Genomic DNA, 18,846 nt, shown 5'->3' on the forward strand with positions numbered 1-18,846 from the left:
GCGCTGAGCAACGCAGGCGGGCCGGGGGCAGTCGGCTTGCGTTGTCTGAGCCGCAGGCGAGTTTAGCAAGCCGCCCGACCTGCCGAGTAGCGCAAGGAACCCGAAGGGCGCCGACCCTGGGGTCGCCTTTTCTTTGGCTACTTTCTTTTGGCGAAGCAAAAGAAAGTACGCCCGCCAACAAGGCGGAACCCCAAGCCTCAAAGGAGGACTCTGCCAGCAGCAAGGGAGAAGTAGAGCGCATCACACCCGCCTCAACAGCGCCGCCCGCAACCCCGGCGCACTCGTCTTCGCATCCAGCCAGATGCCAAAAAACGCCCGCGCAAAATCCGCGTCGGCAACTTCCCCAAGCAAACGACCATTGAAGTAAAACCGCGCAACCCCAGGCTCGTACTGCCCAATAATGAAATCCCCTTCCTTCACGTCCGGGAAAATCCGCGTCATCTGCTCGCCCCAGCGCTTGAGGGAAGCCTCATCCGCCCCCAGCCCCCGCATTTCCTTGACGCTGGCTTCGGCAATGGCCGCCCCGGCAAGCGTCCGCTTGTAGTCGAGCCGCAACGCCAACGGCGGCCGTTGCGGATCATCCCCCGCCCACAGCGTCGCTTCATAAACGAGAAATCCGAAGCGCCGAAACTCGCCATTGCCCCAGCGCTTCAGGCCGGCCGTCGGGTCAGTGTTGGCAAATGCCGCGAACGGCGCCGCGGCGAGCGCCAGCAAAAGCCGACGGCGCGCACCCGAGGCCATTTCATTTTTGGCCTTTTTTTCCGGTTGACCGTGGGATTCGCTCAAATGCGCCCCGGCGGCCACCAGATCAACGGTGCGTGAGTTCAAACTGGACGACATCGATATTCCCGGCCAGGAAGCCGGCCTCGCAATAGCAAAGGTACATGCGCCAGAGGCGGCGGAAGGGCTCGTCGAAACCAAGCTTCTGGATTTCCGGCCAGTTGGCTTCGAAGGCGTGGCGCCATTCGGCCAGGGTCTTGGCGTAGTCCTGCCCGAAGGCGTATTCGTTGCGGACGATCAGGCCTTGCTTGGCCGCAGCCGACCGGAAAGCGGCGCGCGAGGGGAGCATGCCACCGGGGAAGATGTATTGCTGGATGAAATCGGTGCTGCGCCGGTATTCCGGGAAGATGTCATCGCGGATGGTGATGCTCTGGACGACCGCCCTGCCCTCGGTCTTGAGCGCCTTGGCCAGCGTCTTGAAATAGGTCGGCCACCAGCGTTCGCCGACGGCTTCGAACATTTCGATGGACACGACGTGGTCGAATTGCTCGTCGAGATCGCGGTAGTCCTGCAGGCGCAGGTCGGCACTCGGCACGCGTTTCTGCGCCCAGTCGAGTTGGGCTGGCGACAGGGTCAGGCCGGTGGTGCGCAAGCCTTCCTGCACCGCCAGTTCGGCAAAACCGCCCCAGCCACAGCCGATCTCCAGCACGTTCTGGCCGGGCGCCGCCTTCAGGCAGTTGAGGATGCGGCGGTATTTGGCGTGCTGCGCAGTTTCGAGCGAACCGTCGTCGGCTTCGCGATAGACGGCCGACGAGTAACTCATGCTCGGGTCGAGCCACAGCTTGTAGAAGTCGTTGCCGAGATCGTAGTGGGCCATGATGTTGCGCTTGCTGCCGCTACGGCTGTTGCTGTTGAGCCAGTGGCGGACGCGGGCGGCGAGCAGGCTGCCCCACGAGCCATAGACGGCCTTCTTGAGCTGTTCGCGATTGGCTGCCAGCAACTTCAATAGCCCGGTGACGTCGGGCGAATCCCACTGACCGTCGAGGTAGGCTTCGGCCAGACCGATGTCGCCGCGCGCCAGCACCTGGCTGAACATCGCTTCATCATGGACCTGCATGGTGACGCCATGTTCGCCGTCGCCGAACAGCGCACTGGCGCCGCCCGGCAAACGGATTTCAAGCATTCCGCCCTGCAGTTTTTCGAGCAGGTCGAAGACCAGGCGGGTGTCGCGGGCCAGCCTCTCGCTGCCGCGCAAAATCATCGTGTTGTTCATTTTGTCGAGTCCCGGAGGGGTTGAGGAACGTGGGCACCGCGGAAGGGCACCCCTTTCAGCCACAGTTTCAAGGCTTGCCAGTGGATGCGGAACATCACGCCGGCGGTGAGGAAAGGCATTTTCAGGAAGGCGCCGAGCAAGGCAGCCATGGACCAGGCGCGCGGCTTGCCCGAGATCGAGGTGAGCAGCAGTTCGCCATCGGCGTCGTCGTAATCGATGCGGGCCAGCGGCACCGTGCGGTCGAGATGAAAACGGAAGCGGTAGCCGCCTTCGATCTCGTTGAACGGCGAGACGTGGAAGTCCTTGATGGCGCGCAGTTCCTGACCGTCCTGCAGCGGGGAGCGATCCGCGTTGTACAGCAGGTAGCTGTAATAGCCGCCGAAGGTGTTGTTGACTTCAGCCAGCACGGCGATGAGCGCACCTTCGTTGTTACGGCAAAACCAGAAGCTGACCGGATTGAAGACGAAGCCGAAGACGCGCGGGAAGCATTGCAGCGTGATCTCGCCGTCATCAGGCAGGCCGTGCTGGCGCAGTTGGGCCTGTATCCATGGCAACAACGGGCTGCCGTCGCGTGGGCCATGGTCTTTCTGACGGAAGCTGAGCAGGTTTGCACGGTCAACCGAAAAAATCGGGCAATTTGCCAAGGCCAGGTCGCGTACCGGCAATTGCACGTAGAAGACCGGATAGACGAAGGCATTGACCGCCGGCCGCAGGCGCCGGTGCATGACATGGCCGAGGAAAAGGAGGGGGTTGTTCATGGCCGGCTCAGACCGTTTCCAACTCAGGTTTGACGGTGGCCGCATCGACTTGCCACGGCGCCATGACACCGAGGCCATTAACGACGCGCAGCGCCGATTTCAAACCATCTTCGTGGAAGCCGTAGCTGCCCCAGGCACCGGCCAGCCAGATGCCGTTTTCACCCTGGACATCGGCCAGCCGCTGCTGGGCGGCGATGGCCGGGCGGTCGAAAATTGGGTGGGCGTAATCGAACTCGGCGATCACCGTAGCCGGATCCGGCTCGCGCGCCGGGTTCAGAGTGACAACGACCGGCGTTTCGAACGGCAGCGGTTGCAACTTGTTGATCAGGTAGGAGACGCCGACCGGTTGCTCGCCCGGCTCACCATTTCCGGCAAAATAGTTCCACGCCGACCACAGCTTCTCGTCACGCGGCAGCAGGGTGCGGTCAGTGTGCAAGATCGCCCGGTTAGGCTGATAGCGGATGGCCGATAACACCTCGCGCTGGCCGTCCGTCGCTGTGAAACCGAGGATGGCTTGGGCCTGATCGCTGTGGCAGGCCATGACGACCTGATCGAAATGCTCGCTGCCGGCAGCGTGAATAACCTTGAGCCAGCCGCCTTCGCGAGTAACCGCACTGACCGGGCAGGCCAGCCGGATTTCGGCTCCGTTGGCGATCAGCCGATTGGCGATTTTGCGCACATAAGCGCGACCGCCGCCGAGCACCGTCCGCCACATCGGCCGGTCGAAAACCTGCAGCAGGCCATGGTTCTGACAGAACCGAATGAAGGTGGCGAGTGGCATGTCGCGCATCTGTCCGGTCGGGCAGGACCAGATGGCGGCCGCCATCGGCAGCAGATACCAGTCGGCAAACGCGCTCAAATAGCCGCCGTCACTCAGGAAATCCCGCAGACTGAGTTCGTTGTCCGGATGCTTCGCCAGCCACGCCGTGCTTTCGCGATTGAAACGCAGGATATCGGTCAGCATCGACCAGAATTGCGGGCGAAACAGATTGCGCCTTTGGCCGAAAACCGTCGCCAGGCTGCTGCCGGCCCATTCCAGATCGGGATTTTCCAGGCTGACGGCGAAGGACATCTCGGTTTCGACACTGTCCACACCGAGTACCTTGAACATCGCGATCAGGTTGGGATAGGTCTTGTCATTGAAAACCAGAAATCCCGTATCGACCGGATGGGTCCTGCCGTCCAGGGTCACGTCCACCGTATTGGTATGGCCGCCAAGATAAGCACCAGCTTCAAACAGCGTCACGTCATGCTCGTTGCTCAGCAGCCAGGCGCTGGCCAGGCCTGAAATACCGGCGCCGACCACAGCAATTCGTTTTCTTGATGTCATGTTCACACCTACTTGCCCAGAAATTCGTCGATCTTCCTGACCAGATCGCGGTCATCCGGCTTGGTAAAGCTCGAATAGGCAACGACCTGCGTCCCATCGCGATTGATCAGGTATTTGTGGAAATTCCACTTCGGCCGGCTGTCCGTCACCTCGGCCAGCTTCAGGTAAAAGGGATTGGCACCCTTGCCCTTGACCACGGTCTTGCCAACCATGGGGAACTCGACGCCGTAGGTCAGGCGGCAGAAATCGGCAATTTCCTTCTCGCTGCCCGGCTCCTGCTCGCCGAAATCGTTGGACGGAAAGCCGAGAACGACCAACCCCTTGTCGTTCAAGCGGGCGTAGAGTTTTTCCAGCCCTTCGTATTGCGAAGTGAAGCCGCAGTAACTGGCGGTATTGACGACGAGGATGACCTTGCCGGCGTACTGGCAGAGCGGCATCGGCTTGCCATCCTGCAAGCTGGTGAAGTCGTGCTTGAGCAGCGGCGGACAGTCGCTGGCGGCGATAGCCGGCATAACGCTGACCGACATCAGCCCAGCCATAACAATCCAACGTTTCACATTTGAGACCATGTTCAGCTCCTTGTTTGTTTTGTCCTAGACAAATTGGACATTTGTTCGTAAGATAACGACCAAAGACTGACTTGTCAACGGTTTGTCTAACATTTGTTTAGGACAAATATGAATAACGCCACTTTCAATATCGCCGCCGTCGAGCGCGATACCGGACTCTCAAAAGACGTCCTGCGCATGTGGGAACGCCGCTATGGCTTTCCCGTACCCAGTCGCGACAACAATGGAGAACGCTGCTATCCGGCCGATCAGGTCGATCGTCTGCGCCAGATAAAAAGGCTGATGGATCTCGGACATCGGCCCGGGAAGCTGATCGCCACGCCTCAGGAGGAACTGGGTGCGCTCACTTCCCGCCGGTCCAAATCAGCGGTGGCGGGGTTTTCTGCGAACGACGGCGAATTAGGTGAATTGCTCGCCCTGATCAAACAGCACGACGCCGCTGCTTATCAGCAGGCCATGCAACAGCGTTTGGCCCGCCAGGGGTTACAGCGTTTTGTCCAGGACACTGTTGCGCCGCTGACGCGTCAGGTTGGCGACAACTGGGAAGACGGCAGCTTCGAAGTTTTTGAAGAACACCTATTTACCGAGCTGACCAAGCGCCTTTTGCGCCAGGCCATCGCGACCCTGCCCGGTGGCCCGCGCGGCCCGCGTGTGCTGCTCACCAGCGTGCCGGAGGAACCGCATGTCCTCGGCCTGCTGATGGTCGAGGCCCTGTTCGCGCTGGAGGGCGCCGAGTGCATTCCGCTCGGCACGCAAATGCCGCTGCTCGAAATCGGTCGCGCCGCCGAGGCACATCAGGCCGACATCGTCGCCCTCTCCTTCTCGCTGGCCTTCCCGCAACGGCAGATTCCCGGCCTGCTCCAGCAATTGCGGCTGGTCCTGCCGGAGAAAACAGCACTGTGGGCAGGTGGTGGTGGCGTCGCCCGCATCGCCAGAACGGGCGATGCCGAGCTGATCACGACGCTCGACGATGCGCTCGCGGCATTGACCGCCTGGCGCGAGCGACACGCCTGAAAGCAAGCCCTGAAATGCACTTCGGCGCCGGAATCATCGGGCGCCGAAGCTGGCTGCAGCTAACTCGGGAGAAGCCCCGAAGCGAGGCCTGACTAGGCGGCCTCTTCCATCGGCACCAGAAAGTCCTTGCTGATGCCGTTGCCGAGCAGATAGATGCGATCCATGAAATCGCTGAGCCACTCGTGCAGACCGTGCTCGAGGATGTCTTCGATACGCCCGTAACGCAGATGGGCGTGCAGCATGCCGGCCTGGCGCTGGGTTTCGCCGGAATTGCTGTTAGCGATCAGGTCAAGATTCTTGACCACGCTGTTCATGCAGAACTGCAGCGATCGCGGCATGTCCTGATTGAAGATCAGCAACTCGGCGACCCGTTCCGGCGTAATGACATCGCGATAAACCTTGCGATAGACCTCGAAGGCCGAGACGGAACGGAGCAGCGCGCCCCACTCGTAAAAATCGGTCGCTCCCTCGTCGCCCTGCGGACGCAGCACGTGATATTTGACGTCGAGGATGCGCGCCGTGTTGTCGGCACGCTCAAGCAAGGTACCGAGGCGGATAAAGTGGTAGGCCTCGTCCTGAAGCAAGGTGCCGAGCGTGGTGCCACGTGACAACGACGAACGCATCTTGACCCACTCGAAATACTCACCGATACCGGCATTGAAGAGTTGGTCGAAGGTCTTCTCGCGCGCTTCCAGCCAGGTCGAGTTGAGCGTTTCCCACATTTCCGTGGTCAGTGTGCCGCGCACGGCGTGGGCGTTTTCACGCGCCATGCGCAGACAGCTGTGAATGGACGCAAAGTTGTCCGGGTCGCTAACCATGAATTTCAGGACATTTTCCCCGTTGACCGTGGAATACTTCTTCGCATACGCCTCTTCGAGGCTGTTCAGGGCAATGATGGCAGCCCAGCTCTGATTGATCGCATCGAGCGATTGCGGCACCAGCGACATTTGCCAGGTGACATCGAGCAGGCGGGCAAGATTCTCGGCGCGCTCGATGTAGCGCGACATCCAGAACAGGTGATCGGCAGTTCGACTCAGCATGACTTAATCCTCCAGAACCCAGGTATCTTTGGTACCGCCGCCCTGCGACGAATTGACGACCAGCGACCCCTTGGTCAGCGCAACGCGGGTCAGGCCGCCCGGCACCATGTCCACACACTTGCCCGAGGACAACACGAAGGGGCGCAGATCGAGGTGACGCGGCGCGATGCCTTCCTCGACAAAAGTCGGACAATTCGACAAAGCCAGCGTCGGCTGGGCGATGTAGCCGTCCGGCTTGGCGATCAGCAACTGGCGGAAGTGCTCGATCTGCTCCTTGGTCGATGCCGGGCCGACCAGCATGCCGTAACCGCCGGCACCATGGACTTCCTTGACGACCAGTTCGGCCAGATGATCGAGCACGTACTTGAGATCGTCCGGTTTGCGGCACATGTAGGTCGGCACGTTGTTCAGTGTCGGCTCCTCGCCGAGGTAGAAACGGATCATGTCCGGCACATACGGGTAGATCGACTTGTCATCGGCGACGCCGGTACCGATGGCATTGGACAGCGTGACGTTGCCAGCCTGGTAAGCCTTCAGGATGCCCGGAACGCCAAGCGACGAATCGGCGCGGAAAGCCAGCGGATCCATGTAGTCGTCGTCAAGGCGGCGGTAAATCACGTCAACGCGCTGTGGCCCCTGCGTTGTGCGCATGTAAACCACCTCGTCCTTGACGAAGAGATCGCGGCCTTCAACCAGCTCGACGCCCATCTGCTGGGCCAGGAAAGTGTGTTCAAAATAGGCGCTGTTGTAGGCGCCCGGGGTCAGCACGACGACGGTCGGGTTGGACACGCCCTTCGGCGCCACGGCGCGCAGCTTTTCCAGCAGCATGTCCGGGTAATGCTGGACCGGCGCTACCTTGTGCTTGGCAAATAATTCAGGGAAGAGGCGCATCATCATCTTGCGGTCTTCGAGCATGTACGAGACGCCGGACGGCACGCGCAGGTTGTCTTCGAGAACGTAGAACTCGCCTTCGCCAGCACGAACAATATCAACGCCGGCGATGTGCGCGTAGATGTTGCCGGGCAGATCGACGCCCATCATTTCCGGGCGGAACTGGGCATTGTTGAGCACTTGCTCGGCCGGAATCTTGCCGGCCTTGAGGATTTCCTGATCGTGATAGACGTCATCCAGGAACATGTTGAGCGCCTTGACGCGCTGGCGTAGTCCGGAGCGCAGGGACTTCCATTCGGCCGATGGAATGACGCGCGGAATGATGTCGAAGGGAATCAGGCGCTCCTTGCCCGCTTCCTCGCCATAGACGGCAAAGGTGATACCGACCCGATGAAAGGCCAGATCGGCCTCGGCCCGCTTGCGGGCAATTCGCTCAGGCGGCGTCGCCTTGAGCCATGAATCGTAACCCTGGTAGTGAGCTCGGACGCCACCGTTGGCGTCCATCATTTCGTTGTAGAAATTCATATTGGACTCGTCGCTGAGGATGCTCTCAACGCTAATTCAGCAGGTTCCATGCCACGGAACAAAAGCGCACAAAATCAGCATATTACAATTTCATGGCGCAAGGTCATGCCCCAATACAGTGCAGGGCAATTTCAATCTGGTGCAAATAAAAAAACCCACCGGATCGCTCCGGTGGGTTTCTGTACAACTGAAACGCCGCAGCGATCAGGCGCGTTCGAAGATGACCGCAATACCTTGTCCGCCACCGATACACATCGTAACCAGTGCGTATTTGCCACCGATACGCTCAAGTTCGTAGAGAGCCTTGGTAGCAATAAAGGCACCGGAACAGCCGACCGGGTGGCCGAGGGCGATGGCGCCGCCATTCGGGTTGGTCTTGGCTGGATCGAGACCGAGCACCTTGGAAACGGACAGGGCCTGAGCGGCAAAGGCTTCGTTGGACTCGATGACATCCATCTGGTCCAGGGTCAGGCCGGCCTTCTTGAGGGCCAGCTTGGTGGCCGGGATCGGGCCTTCGCCCATGATGTCGTTCGGCACACCGGCAACAGCGTAGCCAGCGATGCGAGCACGGGCCTTCTGACCAGCCTTGGCGGCAACATCGGCGGCAGCCAGCACAAAGAAGGCTGCGCCATCGTTGATGCCCGAAGCATTACCGGCGGTGACGGTACCGTCCTTCTTGAAGGCCGGCTTCATCTTGGCCAGAGATTCCATAGTCGTGCCACGTTTCAGGTGCTCGTCGGTGTCGAATACGACATCGCCCTTGCGGGTTTGCTTGACGATCGGCACGATCTGCGACTTGAAGTAGCCGGCATCAATGGCAGCCGCAGCACGGCGCTGTGATTCGACTGCGAAGGCATCTTGGTCTTCACGGGTGAAGCCATGCTTGGCAGCCAGGTTTTCAGCCGTGATCCCCATGTGGCCAACGCCGAACGGATCGGTCAGCACGGCAACCATGGAGTCGATGGCCTTGGTGTCACCCATGCGGGCGCCGTTGCGCAGAGCCGGCATCAGGTAAGCAGCCTTGGACATGACTTCAACGCCGCCGCCAATGCCGTAGTCGGCATCGCTCAGCATGATGTTCTGGGCGGTAGTGACGATGCCCTGCAGACCGGAGGCGCACAGGCGGCTCACTTGCATGGCGACGGAATCCATCGACAGACCAGCCTGAATCGAGGCAACGCGGGAAACGTAAGCGTAGCGGGAATCGGTCGGCATCGTGGTACCGACGGTAACGTAGTTGATGGCTTGCGGATCAACACCGGAGCGGGCAATCGCTTCCTTCATGACAATGCCGGCGAGTTCCGTGCTTTCAAAATCAGCCAGGGAACCACCAAAAGCGCCGATGGGGGAACGAACTGCGCTTAGAACGACGACATCTCTGCTCATGTAAATCTCCTGTAAGAATCATTCAGCCCACCAAGGTGGCAAGCCCTAACAAAAACAGCAACAACATCCACAACACAGTCGCTCGCCAGACGAGTCCGACGGCACTCTGCATGAAATCAACATCAGCCGGATCGCCCAGCCCGAGCTCGGCCCGATCAGAGACCTCAACGCCATCCACCACCGGCCGGCCAAGTTGGACCCCCAAGGCGCCGGCACCGGCCGCTAGGACGATACCAAGATCGCGATCCGGCCATTGCGCCGGCTGGGTACGCCAGCAATAAACCGCATCCTCGAAGTCACCGACGATGGCGAAGGCTGCCGCCGTAGTCCGGGAGGGTAGCCAGTCGATCATACCGAAAACCAGCCGCGAGAATGCGGAAAAATCGCTTTGCTGGGCCATGTTTTTGGCATTCCAGCGGTCGCCAACAACGGCCGACAGCCGATAGAGCAGCGCACCACAGGGGCCTGGCAATAGAACAAACCAGAGCACGACAGCAAAGACATGGCGATGTGAGGCGGCCAGCGCGCCCTCAATGGAGAGCCGGGCGATATCTTCCGAGCCAAGGCCGTAGGTCGATATACCTTGCCACTCGGCGAGCAACTGGCGGGCTCGCTCAAGGTCACCCAAGCGCAGGGCCAGCTGGATTTCGGTGTAGTGGTGGCTGAACTGGCGGAAGCCCATGGTTAGGTACAGCACACCAACGTTGAGCGCCCAGCCGAAAAGCGGATTCAGTGAATAGAGCAGGCCGTATGCAACGGCGAGCAGAACCACCGGCAGCAGGACGGCAAAACACCAGGCAAGTACGCCATGCCGATAAGCCCCGGCGTTGAAGCGCGATTCGATGTAATCCGCCCACGCACCTACCGGGTCGGCAACGATGCGACGGTAGTCAAGTGGTTGCAGTTGCTCGAGGAGGAAAACTGCGATGAGCGAGAGAAGACTCATGGGGTGCCGATGATTGCCGTATTCGGCTTATTTTCATGTATTAAAATGCCACGATACCACAAGCTCAAGTACCGTGGAGAAGGCCAAGGCGCTCACTCAGCGAACGGATCATGCCGGCAGTGGCGCCCCAGATGAAATAGTCGCCGTAAGGCATGGCAAAGTAATTACGCAACGCACCGCGATAATGCAGCGAATGCTGTTGGTGATTAGCCGGATCGAGCAGGAAGGCGAGCGGTACTTCGAAGACCTCGGCCACCTCGAACGGGTCTGGCCGCAAGTCGAACGGTGGCTGGACCAGTGCGACAACCGGGGTCACACGAAACCCCGTTCCCGTCCGGTACTCGGGCAGAAAACCGAGAATTTCGATGCGCTCGCGTGGCAGGCCGATTTCTTCCTCGGTTTCGCGCAAGGCGGTGTGCGATGGAGAAAGATCCTCGGCCTCGACCCGCCCACCGGGAAAGCTGATTTGCCCGGCGTGATCGCGCAGATGCGCCGTGCGCTGGGTGAGCAGCACCGTCTGCCCGCCATCGCGCAGGACGATCGGAAACAGCACGGCTGCCGGGGTTAGCGGCTGGTCATCGACACCATCTTCCTGGACGAAATGTCCGCTTAGAGGCTCGGCTAACAGGCTGGCGCGCAAGCGCTCCAGATCGAGCGTCATGCGGCCTTGGAATCTTCCTCGATTTCAGCGTTGACCGCAGCCAGCGCATCCTGAAGGGTTTCTTCGGACAGGTCGTTGATGGTTGTCGCAACCAGATCGGCCGACTCGATGGCGCCGACCGGCAAACGCTTGCTGTCCATGCTGGCGATCATGACTGCCGAAGCGCCGGCGACACGCAACAGCGCCTGACGTTCGCCCATGAGCATTTCCAGTTCGTCACGCAGCAAGGCTATTTCCTGATCTTTTTGGGGCATTTCTCTCTCCTAGAATCTTTTTTTCAATGTCATGGTACTGCCATCGCGCTGCATTTCCATGCGGTTCAGAAAACTCATGCCAAGTAGCGCGATCGGCATTTCGGTGGGTAGCACCACCGCCTCCACATTGTGCATGGTGACACCGCCAATTCTCACCGTGTCCAGCGGTATGCGTGTAACAACGACCGTTCCATTTGCCGTGCTGGTCAGGCCGCGCTGTCCCTGCCGGAGGTCCAGGCCGATACGCCGGGCATCGTTCGGGCCAAGCGCAATTGTCGTGGCTCCCGTGTCGACGACGAAGCGGACGGAAGTTCCGTTTACCGTTCCAGTAGCGTAAAAATGCCCCTGCACGTCTGCCGTCATGACGATCTTGTCCGAGCCGTCGCCGCCGGAAACGCCGATGGCATGCTGGCCGACGCGCAAGGGACGCTTCCTGCCGCCCACTTCGATGGTCACCTGATCGTCCTGGATAGAGACCAACTTGACTCCATCCACCGTCTTGCCAATCGGTACCGCCTGCGGCTCGCCACCGTTGATCATGAGCATCGCCTTGCTGCCCATGATCCCGGCCAGCCCGACATCCTGTGCCATTCCTGCGGCTGGCAGCAGCAACGCCAACAGCGCAAGCAGCGTAAAATGACGCTTCACTTTTCCGAATCCCAACGCCGCCATGCACCCTGTCGCCATCTTTCGCCACTCCCCCACTGAAGGACCGGGCTATTTTGCCATATTCCTTGAGCAGCAAGGCATTCCATGGAAGCTGATTGCTCTCGACGAAGGCGCCGCGGTTCCGTTGAGCGTTGACGGTTTCTCCGGCCTTTGTTTCATGGGTGGTCCGATGAGCGTCAACGACCCGCTACCGTGGATAGAACCCGTCTGCGCGCTGATTCGCGAAGCGGCGGCGAAAAATGTGCCTGTCATCGGCCATTGTCTCGGCGGGCAACTGATGAGCAAGGCACTCGGCGGGCAGGTCACGCGCAATCCCGTCAAGGAGATCGGCTGGAGTAGCGCACACGGTGAAGACAATGCCATCGCCCGCCACTGGCTGGGTGATTTCGCCGGCAAAAATGGCACGGTTTTCCAGTGGCACGGCGAAACCTTCAGCATCCCGAGCGGGGCGACCCGCTTGCTGGCCAACGGTTACTGCGCCAACCAGATGTTCGTCACCGGCCCGCACCTCGCCATGCAATGCCACGTCGAAATGACGCCGGAAATGATCGCCACGTGGTGCGAGCAGTGGGCCGATGAAGCAATTGCCGTCGCCGACCTGCCCAGCGCGCAGATGCCTGAAGCCATGCTGGCTGAAATTTCGGCCAAGCTGCCGGCCATGCGTCAGCTCTCGGAGCAGCTTTACTCGGTGTGGATCAAGGGCCTGGCCGGCTAAATCCGCCCAAGAAAAAACCGGGCTGCTCGCACAGCCCGGTTTCATTTTTACCCGTTTTTTACGGTAGACCGTAGCAAGCCCGGTTGACCGTGGAAGGTCGCTTAATCCCGGAAATTACCGTACTTGATCGGAAAGTCGGTAATCGACTTGGTAATCAGCGCGATGCAAGCCTGCAGATCGTCCCGCTTGGCGCCGGTGACACGCACGGTTTCGCCCTGAATCGCTGCCTGAACCTTGAGTTTGCCATCCTTGACCAGCTTGACGATTTTCTTGGCCAGATCGCTGTCGATCCCGTCCTTGATCTTCATTTCCTGCTTCACCTTATTGCCAGAGACACTGACGATTTTCTGGTGATCCAGACGCTTGACGCTTTCCTTCTCCTTCTTTTCCATAGCCGGAAAAAGGAGGTCCTTGATCTGATCAAGCTGGAAGTCTGAATCACCCCACAGGGTGATGACCTTGTCTTTCTCATTGAGCTCGACCTTGGCGGTCGTACCCTTGAAATCGTAGCGATTGTCGATCTGACGGGAGGTGACATCGATGGCGTTCTTCAACGCCACCATGTCCGCTTCGGAGGTGAAGTCAAAGCTCGGCATGGCAATTATCCAAAATGGCAGACGTAGTGGTAAGCATCACCAGCAGCCACTTCAATGTCGAAGCTGGAATTGCCCGGCACGTTGAAAGACTGGCCATCGCCATAAGTCTTCCACTCGCTTTCGCCTTTGAGCTTGACGCGGCATGAACCGCCAACACCTTCCATGATTTCCGGCGCACCGGTATTGAAAGTCAGGCTCGACGGCAGGATCACGCCCACCGTCTTTTTTGTACCATCGGCCAGCACCACGGTGTGGCTGACGCACTTGCCATCGAAATAAACATTGGCCTTTTTGACCACGGAAACGTTGTCGTATTGCGACATTTACATACCCCAGATTTTCTGAATGACTGATTTGGCGATGAAGCCAACCATACCGAATGCCAGCACGAAGAAAAGCACAAAGGTGCCCGTCTTGCCAGCCTTCGACTTGTAGGCGATCTCGCCAATAATGAATAACATGAAGAGGATGAAGGCGCCAACACCCCAGGTCGAGAAGAAATCTGCGATCTGTTCTTCATTCAGCCCGAATACGGTGCCGCCATCCATTGATTAACCCTTCTTCTTTGCAGCCGGTTTCTTGGCCACTGGCTTGACTGGTGCTTTCACGGCCTTGGCGACCACTGCCTTGGCTGCAACCGGCTTGACCAGCGGCTTGGCAGCGGCCTTGACCGCCGGCTTCGCTGCTGGTTTGGCTACAGCCTTCTTGACGGAAGCCTTGGCAACCGGTTTGACAGCGGCCTTTGCTGCAGGTTTAGCTGCCGGCTTTGCTGTCACAGTCTTTTTGGCAGCAGCTGGCTTGACCGGCTTGCCCGCTTTTTTCGCGGCGAGATTGGCCGCGATGCGCAAACGCAGTGCGTTGAGCTTGATGAAACCGCCAGCATCGCGCTGGTCGTAGGCGCCGGCATCGTCCTCGAAGGTGGCGATAGTCGAATCGAACAGCGAATCGGTTGCCGAATCGCGGCCAACAACAATCACGTTGCCCTTGTACAACTTCAGGCGAACCACGCCGTTGACACTGCCCTGGGTATGGTCGATCAGCACCTGCAGCGCCTTGCGCTCCGGGCTCCACCAGTAGCCGTTGTACACCAGGCTGGCGTAGCGCGGCATCAGGTCGTCCTTGAGGTGGGCGACTTCGCGGTCGAGCGTGACCGACTCGATGGCGCGGTGAGCGCGCAGCAGGATCGTTCCGCCCGGCGTTTCGTAGCAGCCGCGCGACTTCATCCCGACATAACGGTTCTCGACCAGATCGAGGCGGCCAATACCGTGCTTGCCACCGATTTCGTTGAGGGTGCCGAGCACTTCGTGTGCCTTCATCTTCTTGCCGTTGATGGCGACAACATCACCCTTGGCGAATTCGAGGTCAAGGTACTCGGCCTTATTCGGTGCCTTTTCCGGCGAAACCGTCCACCGCCACATCGACTCCTCCGCTTCTGCGGCCGGATCTTCCAGGTGGCGACCTTCGTAGGAAATGTGCAGCAGGTTGGCATCCATCGAATATGGCGAGCCACCCTTCTTGTGCTTCATGTCGATTTCGATGCCATGCTTCTCGGCATAGGCCATGAGCTTCTCACGCGACATCAAATCCCACTCGCGCCACGGGGCGATGACCTTGATGCCCGGCTTCAGCGCGTAGGCGCCCAGTTCGAAGCGGACCTGGTCGTTGCCCTTGCCGGTCGCACCGTGGCAGATGGCATCGGCGCCCGTTTCATTGACGATCTCGATCAGGCGCTTGGCGATCAACGGCCGGGCAATCGAGGTACCGAGCAGATACTCGCCTTCGTAGACGGTGTTGGCGCGGAACATCGGGAAGACGAAATCGCGGACGAATTCTTCGCGCACGTCGTCGATGTAGATGTTCTTCGGCTTGATGCCGGCCTTCAGGGCCTTGGCACGCGCCGGCTCGAGTTCTTCACCCTGGCCGAGATCGGCCGTGAAAGTGACGACTTCGCACTTATAAACATCCTGCAGCCACTTGAGGATGACCGAGGTATCCAGACCGCCCGAATAGGCCAGCACAACCTTCTTGATGTCGCTCATTTCTGTTCCCTTGTTTCGATTAACCGTGCCACTCAGCCCTGAAGACGGCCCAGCAGCAAATATTCCATTAACGCCTTCTGCACGTGCAGACGGTTCTCTGCTTCGTCCCAAACCACTGATTGCGGCCCGTCGATCACCTCGGCGGTAACTTCCTCGCCGCGATGCGCCGGCAGGCAATGCATGAAAACGGCCTGCGGATTGGCCACGCGCATCATCTCGCCATCAACGCACCAGTCGGCGAAAGCCTTGATCCGCTCTTCGTTTTCAGCCTCGAAGCCCATCGACGTCCAGACGTCAGTGGTCACCAGATCGGCGCCCCGACAAGCATCCATCGGATCGGCAAAAACCTTGAAGCGGGCCGGATCAATCTTGCCAACCAGATCGGCATTGATTTCGTAACCCGGCGGCGTCGACACGTGTACCTTGAAATCAAGCACCTCGGCCGCCTGCAGCCAGGTATTGCACATATTGTTGGCATCCCCAACCCAAGCGACCGTCTTGCCCTGGATGCAGCCGCGATGCTCAATGAAGGTATAGATGTCAGCCAGTATCTGGCACGGGTGATATTCGTTGGTCAGCCCGTTGATCACCGGCACCCGCGAGTTGGCGGCAAATCGTTCGATGATGTCCTGCTCGAAGGTGCGGATCATCACGATGTCACTCATCCGCGAAATGACTTGCGCCGCATCCTCGACCGGCTCACCACGGCCCAGTTGCGAGTCGCGCGTATTCAGATAAATCGCCGACCCACCCAACTGCTGCATGCCGGCCTCGAAGGACAGTCGCGTCCGCGTACTGGCCTTCTCGAAAATCATCACCAGCGTCCGGTCAGAAAGTGGCCAGTACTTCTGGTAAGACTTGAACTGGTTCTTGATCCAGCGCGTCCGCTCGAAAACATATTCAAGTTCGTCGCGCGCGAAATCCTTGAACTGCAGAAAGTGTTTGATCGCCATGATTTAGGCCGCCAGAAAATCCTTGATGAGAGGGGCGCACCGGTCAACCAGTTCCCGGGCATCATTTTCACTAAATATCAGTGGTGGCAGGAAGCGAATTACTTTCTCGGCCGTGACGTTGATCAACAGCCCAGCAGCCAAAGCATTGCCGACCAGTTCACCGCAAGGACGGTCTAGTTCGATGCCGATCATCAAACCATGGCCGCGAATCTCAACAAGCCCGGCCGTACCGGCAAGCGCCTCGACCATCAACGAGCGAATCAAGGCGCCGATACGTTCGGCGTTAGCCATCAAACCTTCCGCTTCGATGGTTTCAATCGTCGTCAGTGCGGCAGTGGAAACCAGCGGATTGCCGCCAAAAGTCGAACCGTGATTTCCCGGGCCGAACAGGCCGGCTGCCTTGCCACCAGCCATGCAGGCACCAATCGGCACCCCTGAACCCAAACCTTTGGCCAGCGTCGCAATATCAGGCTGAATGCCAGCATGCTGATACCCGAACCATTTTCCCGTACGCGCCATACCGCATTGCACTTCGTCACAGATCAGTAACCAGCCATGCTCGTCACACAACTGGCGTAAGGCCTTCTGGTATTCAAGTGAAGCCAGGTGAATACCACCTTCGCCCTGAATAATTTCCAGCATGACAGCAACGATATTTTTATTGTGCTCGGCAACCGCCTTGATGGCATTGAGGTCATCATAGGGAACACGGACAAAACCAGAAACCAGCGGCTCAAAGCCTGCCTGCGCCTTACGGTTCCCGGTTGCCGAAAGCGTCGCCATGGTCCGTCCATGGAACGCCTTTTCCATGACGATCACGGTTGGATTTTCAATTCCCTTTTTGTGACCGTAGAAGCGAGCCAGCTTGATCGCTGCCTCGTTTGCTTCTGCACCGGAATTGGAGAAAAAGATCTCCTGCATGCCGGAAATTTCAGCGAGTTTGTCGGCCAGCAACTCCTGCTCGCGAATTCGATAAAGATTGGAAGTGTGCAACATGCGTCCGGCCTGCGCGGCAATCGCTGACACCAGCTTGGGATGGGCATGACCGAGCGTCGAAACAGCAATCCCGGACAGCGCATCCAGGTATTCCTTGCCCTCGGTATCTGTAATCCGGCAACCCTGACCATGGCTGAAAGCCACCGGCAACCGGGCATAGGTATTCATGACATGCGACATGAGGCAACCCCAAAAAACGAAAACGGCGGTCATCGCCGCCGGAATGATCGCCACTCAACGGGCAAGCACCCCGCAAGAGCAACACAGGCCTGAATTTTAGGTCAAAAGCAAGACCTTGTATAGAACAGCAAAAACACCCGCGCACGCCAGCCCAGGCGGCCATGCGCCATAATTATGGAAAGGCTTCGGGCTTCTGCTAGAATTCGCCAACGCAAGGTCGCATCGCCCAACGCAGACTAGAACAATGACAACTACAGACTCGACCACATTCATCATTGTTGGCCTCACCAAGCAAGGCAAGAAATTTCGTCCCAGCGACTGGGCAGAACGCCTGTGCGGCGTCATGTCAGCCTTCGGCGCCGAGCGCAAGATGAAATACTCCCCCTACGTTGGCCCGGGAGACTACAACGGCGAAAAAGCCGTCTTCGTCGACGGTCGCCTCGGCGAAATTGAACCAATGGCCTACCGCTTCATGCTCAACTTCGCCCAGGACAACGACCTGCAGATCATTGACGGCGTTTGCTCGCTGGAAAAATAAACCAAACAACCCAAACCGTAAAAACAAAAAAGGCGCCCAAAGGCGCCATTTTTATTTGAGCCCTCAACCGATCAAGCAACAGCAAGAGCCTTGATCTGAGCAGACAGACGGCTCTTGGTACGGGAAGCCTTGTTCTTATGAACAATCTTCTTATCAGCGATGCGATCGAGAACCGCAACGGATTGCTGGAAGACGCCTTGAGCGGCGGCTTTATCACCAGCTTCGATCGCCTGACGAACACGCTTGATAGCGGTACGCAGGGTCGAACGCAGGCTGGCGTTATGGGAACGCTGCCCGTCAGCCTGACGGGCGCGCTTGCGGGCTTGTGCGCTATTGGCCATTAAAGGTAATCCTGAACATCAAATAGAGAGCTTGATATTCTATCAAATAATTTCCATTACAACAATATCCATCACCAACACCCAGCGGTTGAGGGTGTCTTCGCGCCAGCATTGTCCAAGGTAAGAGTCCCACACGTTGGATCATTACTAGGGACAGCTTGAAGTGTAAAGGAGGTATCCGATTGCGCGCTGATACTGATCGCATACTGCGCCGCATAGATTGAGGAAGGCAAACTTACACCTGAATACTTCTGCGTTAATGAATAGTTCCGTTCCATAAACTGCGCAGCTTGAGCGAGCGCAGCCTTAGCGTCGGCACGCTGAGCCTTGCGGACGCTTTCAATGTAGGCGGGATAGGCAATACTAGCCAAAATACCGACTATGGCCACGACCACCATTAATTCAATCAACGTAAACCCACTCTGATCCCGTTTTATTTCACTCATAACGCA

At 58.7% G+C, this 18,846-nt stretch carries 22 protein-coding genes and 1 pseudogene; 3 read left to right on the forward strand and 20 right to left on the reverse strand.

Going from position 1 to position 18,846, the window contains the following annotated elements; all coding sequences use genetic code 11:
• Positions 1-240: 240 nt before the first annotated feature.
• From AC07TV_RS16415 to AC07TV_RS16435, 5 genes are read right to left on the reverse strand one after another with little or no spacing between them, the layout of a single operon-like run.
• Positions 241-804 (reverse strand): chalcone isomerase family protein, encoded by a 564-nt coding sequence (locus tag AC07TV_RS16415; RefSeq protein ID WP_494649442.1) that lies wholly within the window; start codon positions 802-804, stop codon positions 241-243.
• A 4-nt stretch (positions 805-808) separates the two neighbouring features.
• Positions 809-1,993: a class I SAM-dependent methyltransferase gene (locus tag AC07TV_RS16420; RefSeq protein ID WP_494649443.1), complete on the reverse strand. Its 1,185-nt coding sequence runs from the start codon at positions 1,991-1,993 to the stop codon at positions 809-811.
• Positions 1,990-2,751, reverse strand: a complete 762-nt coding sequence (locus tag AC07TV_RS16425) for a DUF1365 domain-containing protein (protein ID WP_494649444.1) — start codon at positions 2,749-2,751, stop codon at positions 1,990-1,992. The genes AC07TV_RS16420 and AC07TV_RS16425 overlap by 4 nt, the downstream gene beginning before the upstream one ends.
• Positions 2,752-2,758: 7 nt before the next feature.
• Positions 2,759-4,081: an NAD(P)/FAD-dependent oxidoreductase gene (locus AC07TV_RS16430; protein WP_494649445.1), complete on the reverse strand. Its 1,323-nt coding sequence runs from the start codon at positions 4,079-4,081 to the stop codon at positions 2,759-2,761.
• An 8-nt stretch (positions 4,082-4,089) separates the two neighbouring features.
• Complete coding sequence (locus tag AC07TV_RS16435; protein ID WP_494649446.1) at positions 4,090-4,608, reverse strand: glutathione peroxidase; 519 nt, start codon at positions 4,606-4,608, stop codon at positions 4,090-4,092.
• Between the two features lie 150 nt (positions 4,609-4,758).
• Between AC07TV_RS16435 and AC07TV_RS16440 the strand changes: the two genes are divergently transcribed.
• Positions 4,759-5,664 (forward strand): MerR family transcriptional regulator, encoded by a 906-nt coding sequence (locus tag AC07TV_RS16440; RefSeq protein WP_494649447.1) that lies wholly within the window; start codon positions 4,759-4,761, stop codon positions 5,662-5,664.
• 92 nt (positions 5,665-5,756) lie between these two features.
• Here the strand turns inward: AC07TV_RS16440 and AC07TV_RS16445 are convergent, their stop codons facing one another.
• From AC07TV_RS16445 to AC07TV_RS16475, 7 genes are all read right to left on the reverse strand, one after another.
• On the reverse strand, positions 5,757-6,704 hold the full coding sequence (locus tag AC07TV_RS16445; RefSeq protein ID WP_494649448.1) for an alpha-E domain-containing protein: 948 nt from the start codon (positions 6,702-6,704) through the stop codon (positions 5,757-5,759).
• Between the two features lie 3 nt (positions 6,705-6,707).
• The gene (locus AC07TV_RS16450; protein ID WP_494649449.1) at positions 6,708-8,120 is read right to left on the reverse strand and encodes a circularly permuted type 2 ATP-grasp protein; all 1,413 of its coding nucleotides are present in this window, start codon (positions 8,118-8,120) and stop codon (positions 6,708-6,710) included.
• Between the two features lie 204 nt (positions 8,121-8,324).
• Positions 8,325-9,506, reverse strand: a complete 1,182-nt coding sequence (locus tag AC07TV_RS16455) for an acetyl-CoA C-acyltransferase family protein (protein WP_494649450.1) — start codon at positions 9,504-9,506, stop codon at positions 8,325-8,327.
• 22 nt (positions 9,507-9,528) lie between these two features.
• A complete protein-coding gene (locus tag AC07TV_RS16460) occupies positions 9,529-10,452 on the reverse strand; it encodes a CobD/CbiB family protein (protein ID WP_494649451.1) in 924 nt (307 codons plus the stop codon).
• Between the two features lie 64 nt (positions 10,453-10,516).
• On the reverse strand, positions 10,517-11,113 hold the full coding sequence (locus tag AC07TV_RS16465; protein WP_494649452.1) for a CoA pyrophosphatase: 597 nt from the start codon (positions 11,111-11,113) through the stop codon (positions 10,517-10,519).
• On the reverse strand, positions 11,110-11,367 hold the full coding sequence (locus AC07TV_RS16470) for a hypothetical protein (protein ID WP_494649453.1): 258 nt from the start codon (positions 11,365-11,367) through the stop codon (positions 11,110-11,112). The genes AC07TV_RS16465 and AC07TV_RS16470 overlap by 4 nt, the downstream gene beginning before the upstream one ends.
• A 9-nt stretch (positions 11,368-11,376) precedes the next feature.
• Positions 11,377-12,039: a retropepsin-like aspartic protease family protein gene (locus AC07TV_RS16475; protein ID WP_494649454.1), complete on the reverse strand. Its 663-nt coding sequence runs from the start codon at positions 12,037-12,039 to the stop codon at positions 11,377-11,379.
• Here AC07TV_RS16475 and AC07TV_RS16480 point away from each other — a divergent pair.
• Entirely contained in the window at positions 12,038-12,751 is a 714-nt protein-coding gene (locus tag AC07TV_RS16480) for a type 1 glutamine amidotransferase (RefSeq protein WP_494649455.1), read from the forward strand. The two genes, AC07TV_RS16475 and AC07TV_RS16480, sit on opposite strands and share 2 nt — an antisense overlap.
• Positions 12,752-12,852: 101 nt before the next feature.
• Here AC07TV_RS16480 and AC07TV_RS16485 read toward each other — a convergent pair whose 3' ends face one another.
• The 6 genes and pseudogenes from AC07TV_RS16485 to AC07TV_RS16510 form a co-directional block, all read right to left on the reverse strand.
• Positions 12,853-13,347: a YajQ family cyclic di-GMP-binding protein gene (locus AC07TV_RS16485; protein ID WP_117608222.1), complete on the reverse strand. Its 495-nt coding sequence runs from the start codon at positions 13,345-13,347 to the stop codon at positions 12,853-12,855.
• A 5-nt stretch (positions 13,348-13,352) separates the two neighbouring features.
• The gene (gene ppnP, locus AC07TV_RS16490) at positions 13,353-13,670 is read right to left on the reverse strand and encodes a pyrimidine/purine nucleoside phosphorylase (RefSeq protein WP_494649456.1); all 318 of its coding nucleotides are present in this window, start codon (positions 13,668-13,670) and stop codon (positions 13,353-13,355) included.
• On the reverse strand, positions 13,671-13,895 hold the full coding sequence (locus tag AC07TV_RS16495) for a DUF2788 domain-containing protein (protein WP_226400794.1): 225 nt from the start codon (positions 13,893-13,895) through the stop codon (positions 13,671-13,673).
• Between the two features lie 267 nt (positions 13,896-14,162).
• A pseudogene (locus AC07TV_RS16500) lies at positions 14,163-15,386 on the reverse strand (argininosuccinate synthase); the annotation flags it as partial.
• 32 nt (positions 15,387-15,418) lie between these two features.
• Complete coding sequence (gene argF, locus AC07TV_RS16505) at positions 15,419-16,339, reverse strand: ornithine carbamoyltransferase (RefSeq protein ID WP_494649457.1); 921 nt, start codon at positions 16,337-16,339, stop codon at positions 15,419-15,421.
• 3 nt (positions 16,340-16,342) lie between these two features.
• The gene (locus AC07TV_RS16510) at positions 16,343-17,515 is read right to left on the reverse strand and encodes an aspartate aminotransferase family protein (RefSeq protein WP_494649458.1); all 1,173 of its coding nucleotides are present in this window, start codon (positions 17,513-17,515) and stop codon (positions 16,343-16,345) included.
• 244 nt (positions 17,516-17,759) lie between these two features.
• Between AC07TV_RS16510 and AC07TV_RS16515 the strand changes: the two genes are divergently transcribed.
• Positions 17,760-18,053, forward strand: a complete 294-nt coding sequence (locus AC07TV_RS16515) for a DUF3579 domain-containing protein (protein ID WP_226400796.1) — start codon at positions 17,760-17,762, stop codon at positions 18,051-18,053.
• A gap of 71 nt (positions 18,054-18,124) precedes the next feature.
• Here AC07TV_RS16515 and rpsT read toward each other — a convergent pair whose 3' ends face one another.
• Both rpsT and AC07TV_RS16525 read right to left on the reverse strand, forming a co-directional pair.
• Positions 18,125-18,394, reverse strand: coding sequence for a 30S ribosomal protein S20 (gene rpsT / locus AC07TV_RS16520; RefSeq protein ID WP_494649459.1), 270 nt, complete (start codon positions 18,392-18,394; stop codon positions 18,125-18,127).
• A 71-nt stretch (positions 18,395-18,465) separates the two neighbouring features.
• A complete protein-coding gene (locus AC07TV_RS16525) occupies positions 18,466-18,840 on the reverse strand; it encodes a type IV pilin protein (RefSeq protein ID WP_494649460.1) in 375 nt (124 codons plus the stop codon).
• Between the last annotated feature and the right edge of the window lie 6 nt (positions 18,841-18,846).

It is taken from the genome of Azonexus sp. GW821-FHT04F04 (assembly GCF_059420025.1).

What these genes read in the sequence shown, in the direction of transcription:
- AC07TV_RS16420 (WP_494649443.1), bottom strand. Translation starts at nt 1,993, where the DNA reads ATGAACAACACGATGATTTTGCGCGGCAGCGAGAGGCTGGCCCGCGAC.
- AC07TV_RS16425 (WP_494649444.1), bottom strand. Translation starts at nt 2,751, where the DNA reads ATGAACAACCCCCTCCTTTTCCTCGGCCATGTCATGCACCGGCGCCTG.
- AC07TV_RS16430 (WP_494649445.1), bottom strand. Translation starts at nt 4,081, where the DNA reads ATGACATCAAGAAAACGAATTGCTGTGGTCGGCGCCGGTATTTCAGGC.
- AC07TV_RS16435 (WP_494649446.1), bottom strand. Translation starts at nt 4,608, where the DNA reads ATGTCGGTCAGCGTTATGCCGGCTATCGCCGCCAGCGACTGTCCGCCG.
- AC07TV_RS16440 (WP_494649447.1), top strand. Translation starts at nt 4,759, where the DNA reads ATGAATAACGCCACTTTCAATATCGCCGCCGTCGAGCGCGATACCGGA.
- AC07TV_RS16445 (WP_494649448.1), bottom strand. Translation starts at nt 6,704, where the DNA reads ATGCTGAGTCGAACTGCCGATCACCTGTTCTGGATGTCGCGCTACATC.
- AC07TV_RS16450 (WP_494649449.1), bottom strand. Translation starts at nt 8,120, where the DNA reads ATGAATTTCTACAACGAAATGATGGACGCCAACGGTGGCGTCCGAGCT.
- AC07TV_RS16455 (WP_494649450.1), bottom strand. Translation starts at nt 9,506, where the DNA reads ATGAGCAGAGATGTCGTCGTTCTAAGCGCAGTTCGTTCCCCCATCGGC.
- AC07TV_RS16460 (WP_494649451.1), bottom strand. Translation starts at nt 10,452, where the DNA reads ATGAGTCTTCTCTCGCTCATCGCAGTTTTCCTCCTCGAGCAACTGCAA.
- AC07TV_RS16465 (WP_494649452.1), bottom strand. Translation starts at nt 11,113, where the DNA reads ATGACGCTCGATCTGGAGCGCTTGCGCGCCAGCCTGTTAGCCGAGCCT.
- AC07TV_RS16470 (WP_494649453.1), bottom strand. Translation starts at nt 11,367, where the DNA reads ATGCCCCAAAAAGATCAGGAAATAGCCTTGCTGCGTGACGAACTGGAA.
- AC07TV_RS16480 (WP_494649455.1), top strand. Translation starts at nt 12,038, where the DNA reads ATGCACCCTGTCGCCATCTTTCGCCACTCCCCCACTGAAGGACCGGGC.
- AC07TV_RS16475 (WP_494649454.1), bottom strand. Translation starts at nt 12,039, where the DNA reads ATGGCGGCGTTGGGATTCGGAAAAGTGAAGCGTCATTTTACGCTGCTT.
- AC07TV_RS16485 (WP_117608222.1), bottom strand. Translation starts at nt 13,347, where the DNA reads ATGCCGAGCTTTGACTTCACCTCCGAAGCGGACATGGTGGCGTTGAAG.
- ppnP (WP_494649456.1), bottom strand. Translation starts at nt 13,670, where the DNA reads ATGTCGCAATACGACAACGTTTCCGTGGTCAAAAAGGCCAATGTTTAT.
- AC07TV_RS16495 (WP_226400794.1), bottom strand. Translation starts at nt 13,895, where the DNA reads ATGGATGGCGGCACCGTATTCGGGCTGAATGAAGAACAGATCGCAGAT.
- argF (WP_494649457.1), bottom strand. Translation starts at nt 16,339, where the DNA reads ATGGCGATCAAACACTTTCTGCAGTTCAAGGATTTCGCGCGCGACGAA.
- AC07TV_RS16510 (WP_494649458.1), bottom strand. Translation starts at nt 17,515, where the DNA reads ATGTCGCATGTCATGAATACCTATGCCCGGTTGCCGGTGGCTTTCAGC.
- AC07TV_RS16515 (WP_226400796.1), top strand. Translation starts at nt 17,760, where the DNA reads ATGACAACTACAGACTCGACCACATTCATCATTGTTGGCCTCACCAAG.
- rpsT (WP_494649459.1), bottom strand. Translation starts at nt 18,394, where the DNA reads ATGGCCAATAGCGCACAAGCCCGCAAGCGCGCCCGTCAGGCTGACGGG.
- AC07TV_RS16525 (WP_494649460.1), bottom strand. Translation starts at nt 18,840, where the DNA reads ATGAGTGAAATAAAACGGGATCAGAGTGGGTTTACGTTGATTGAATTA.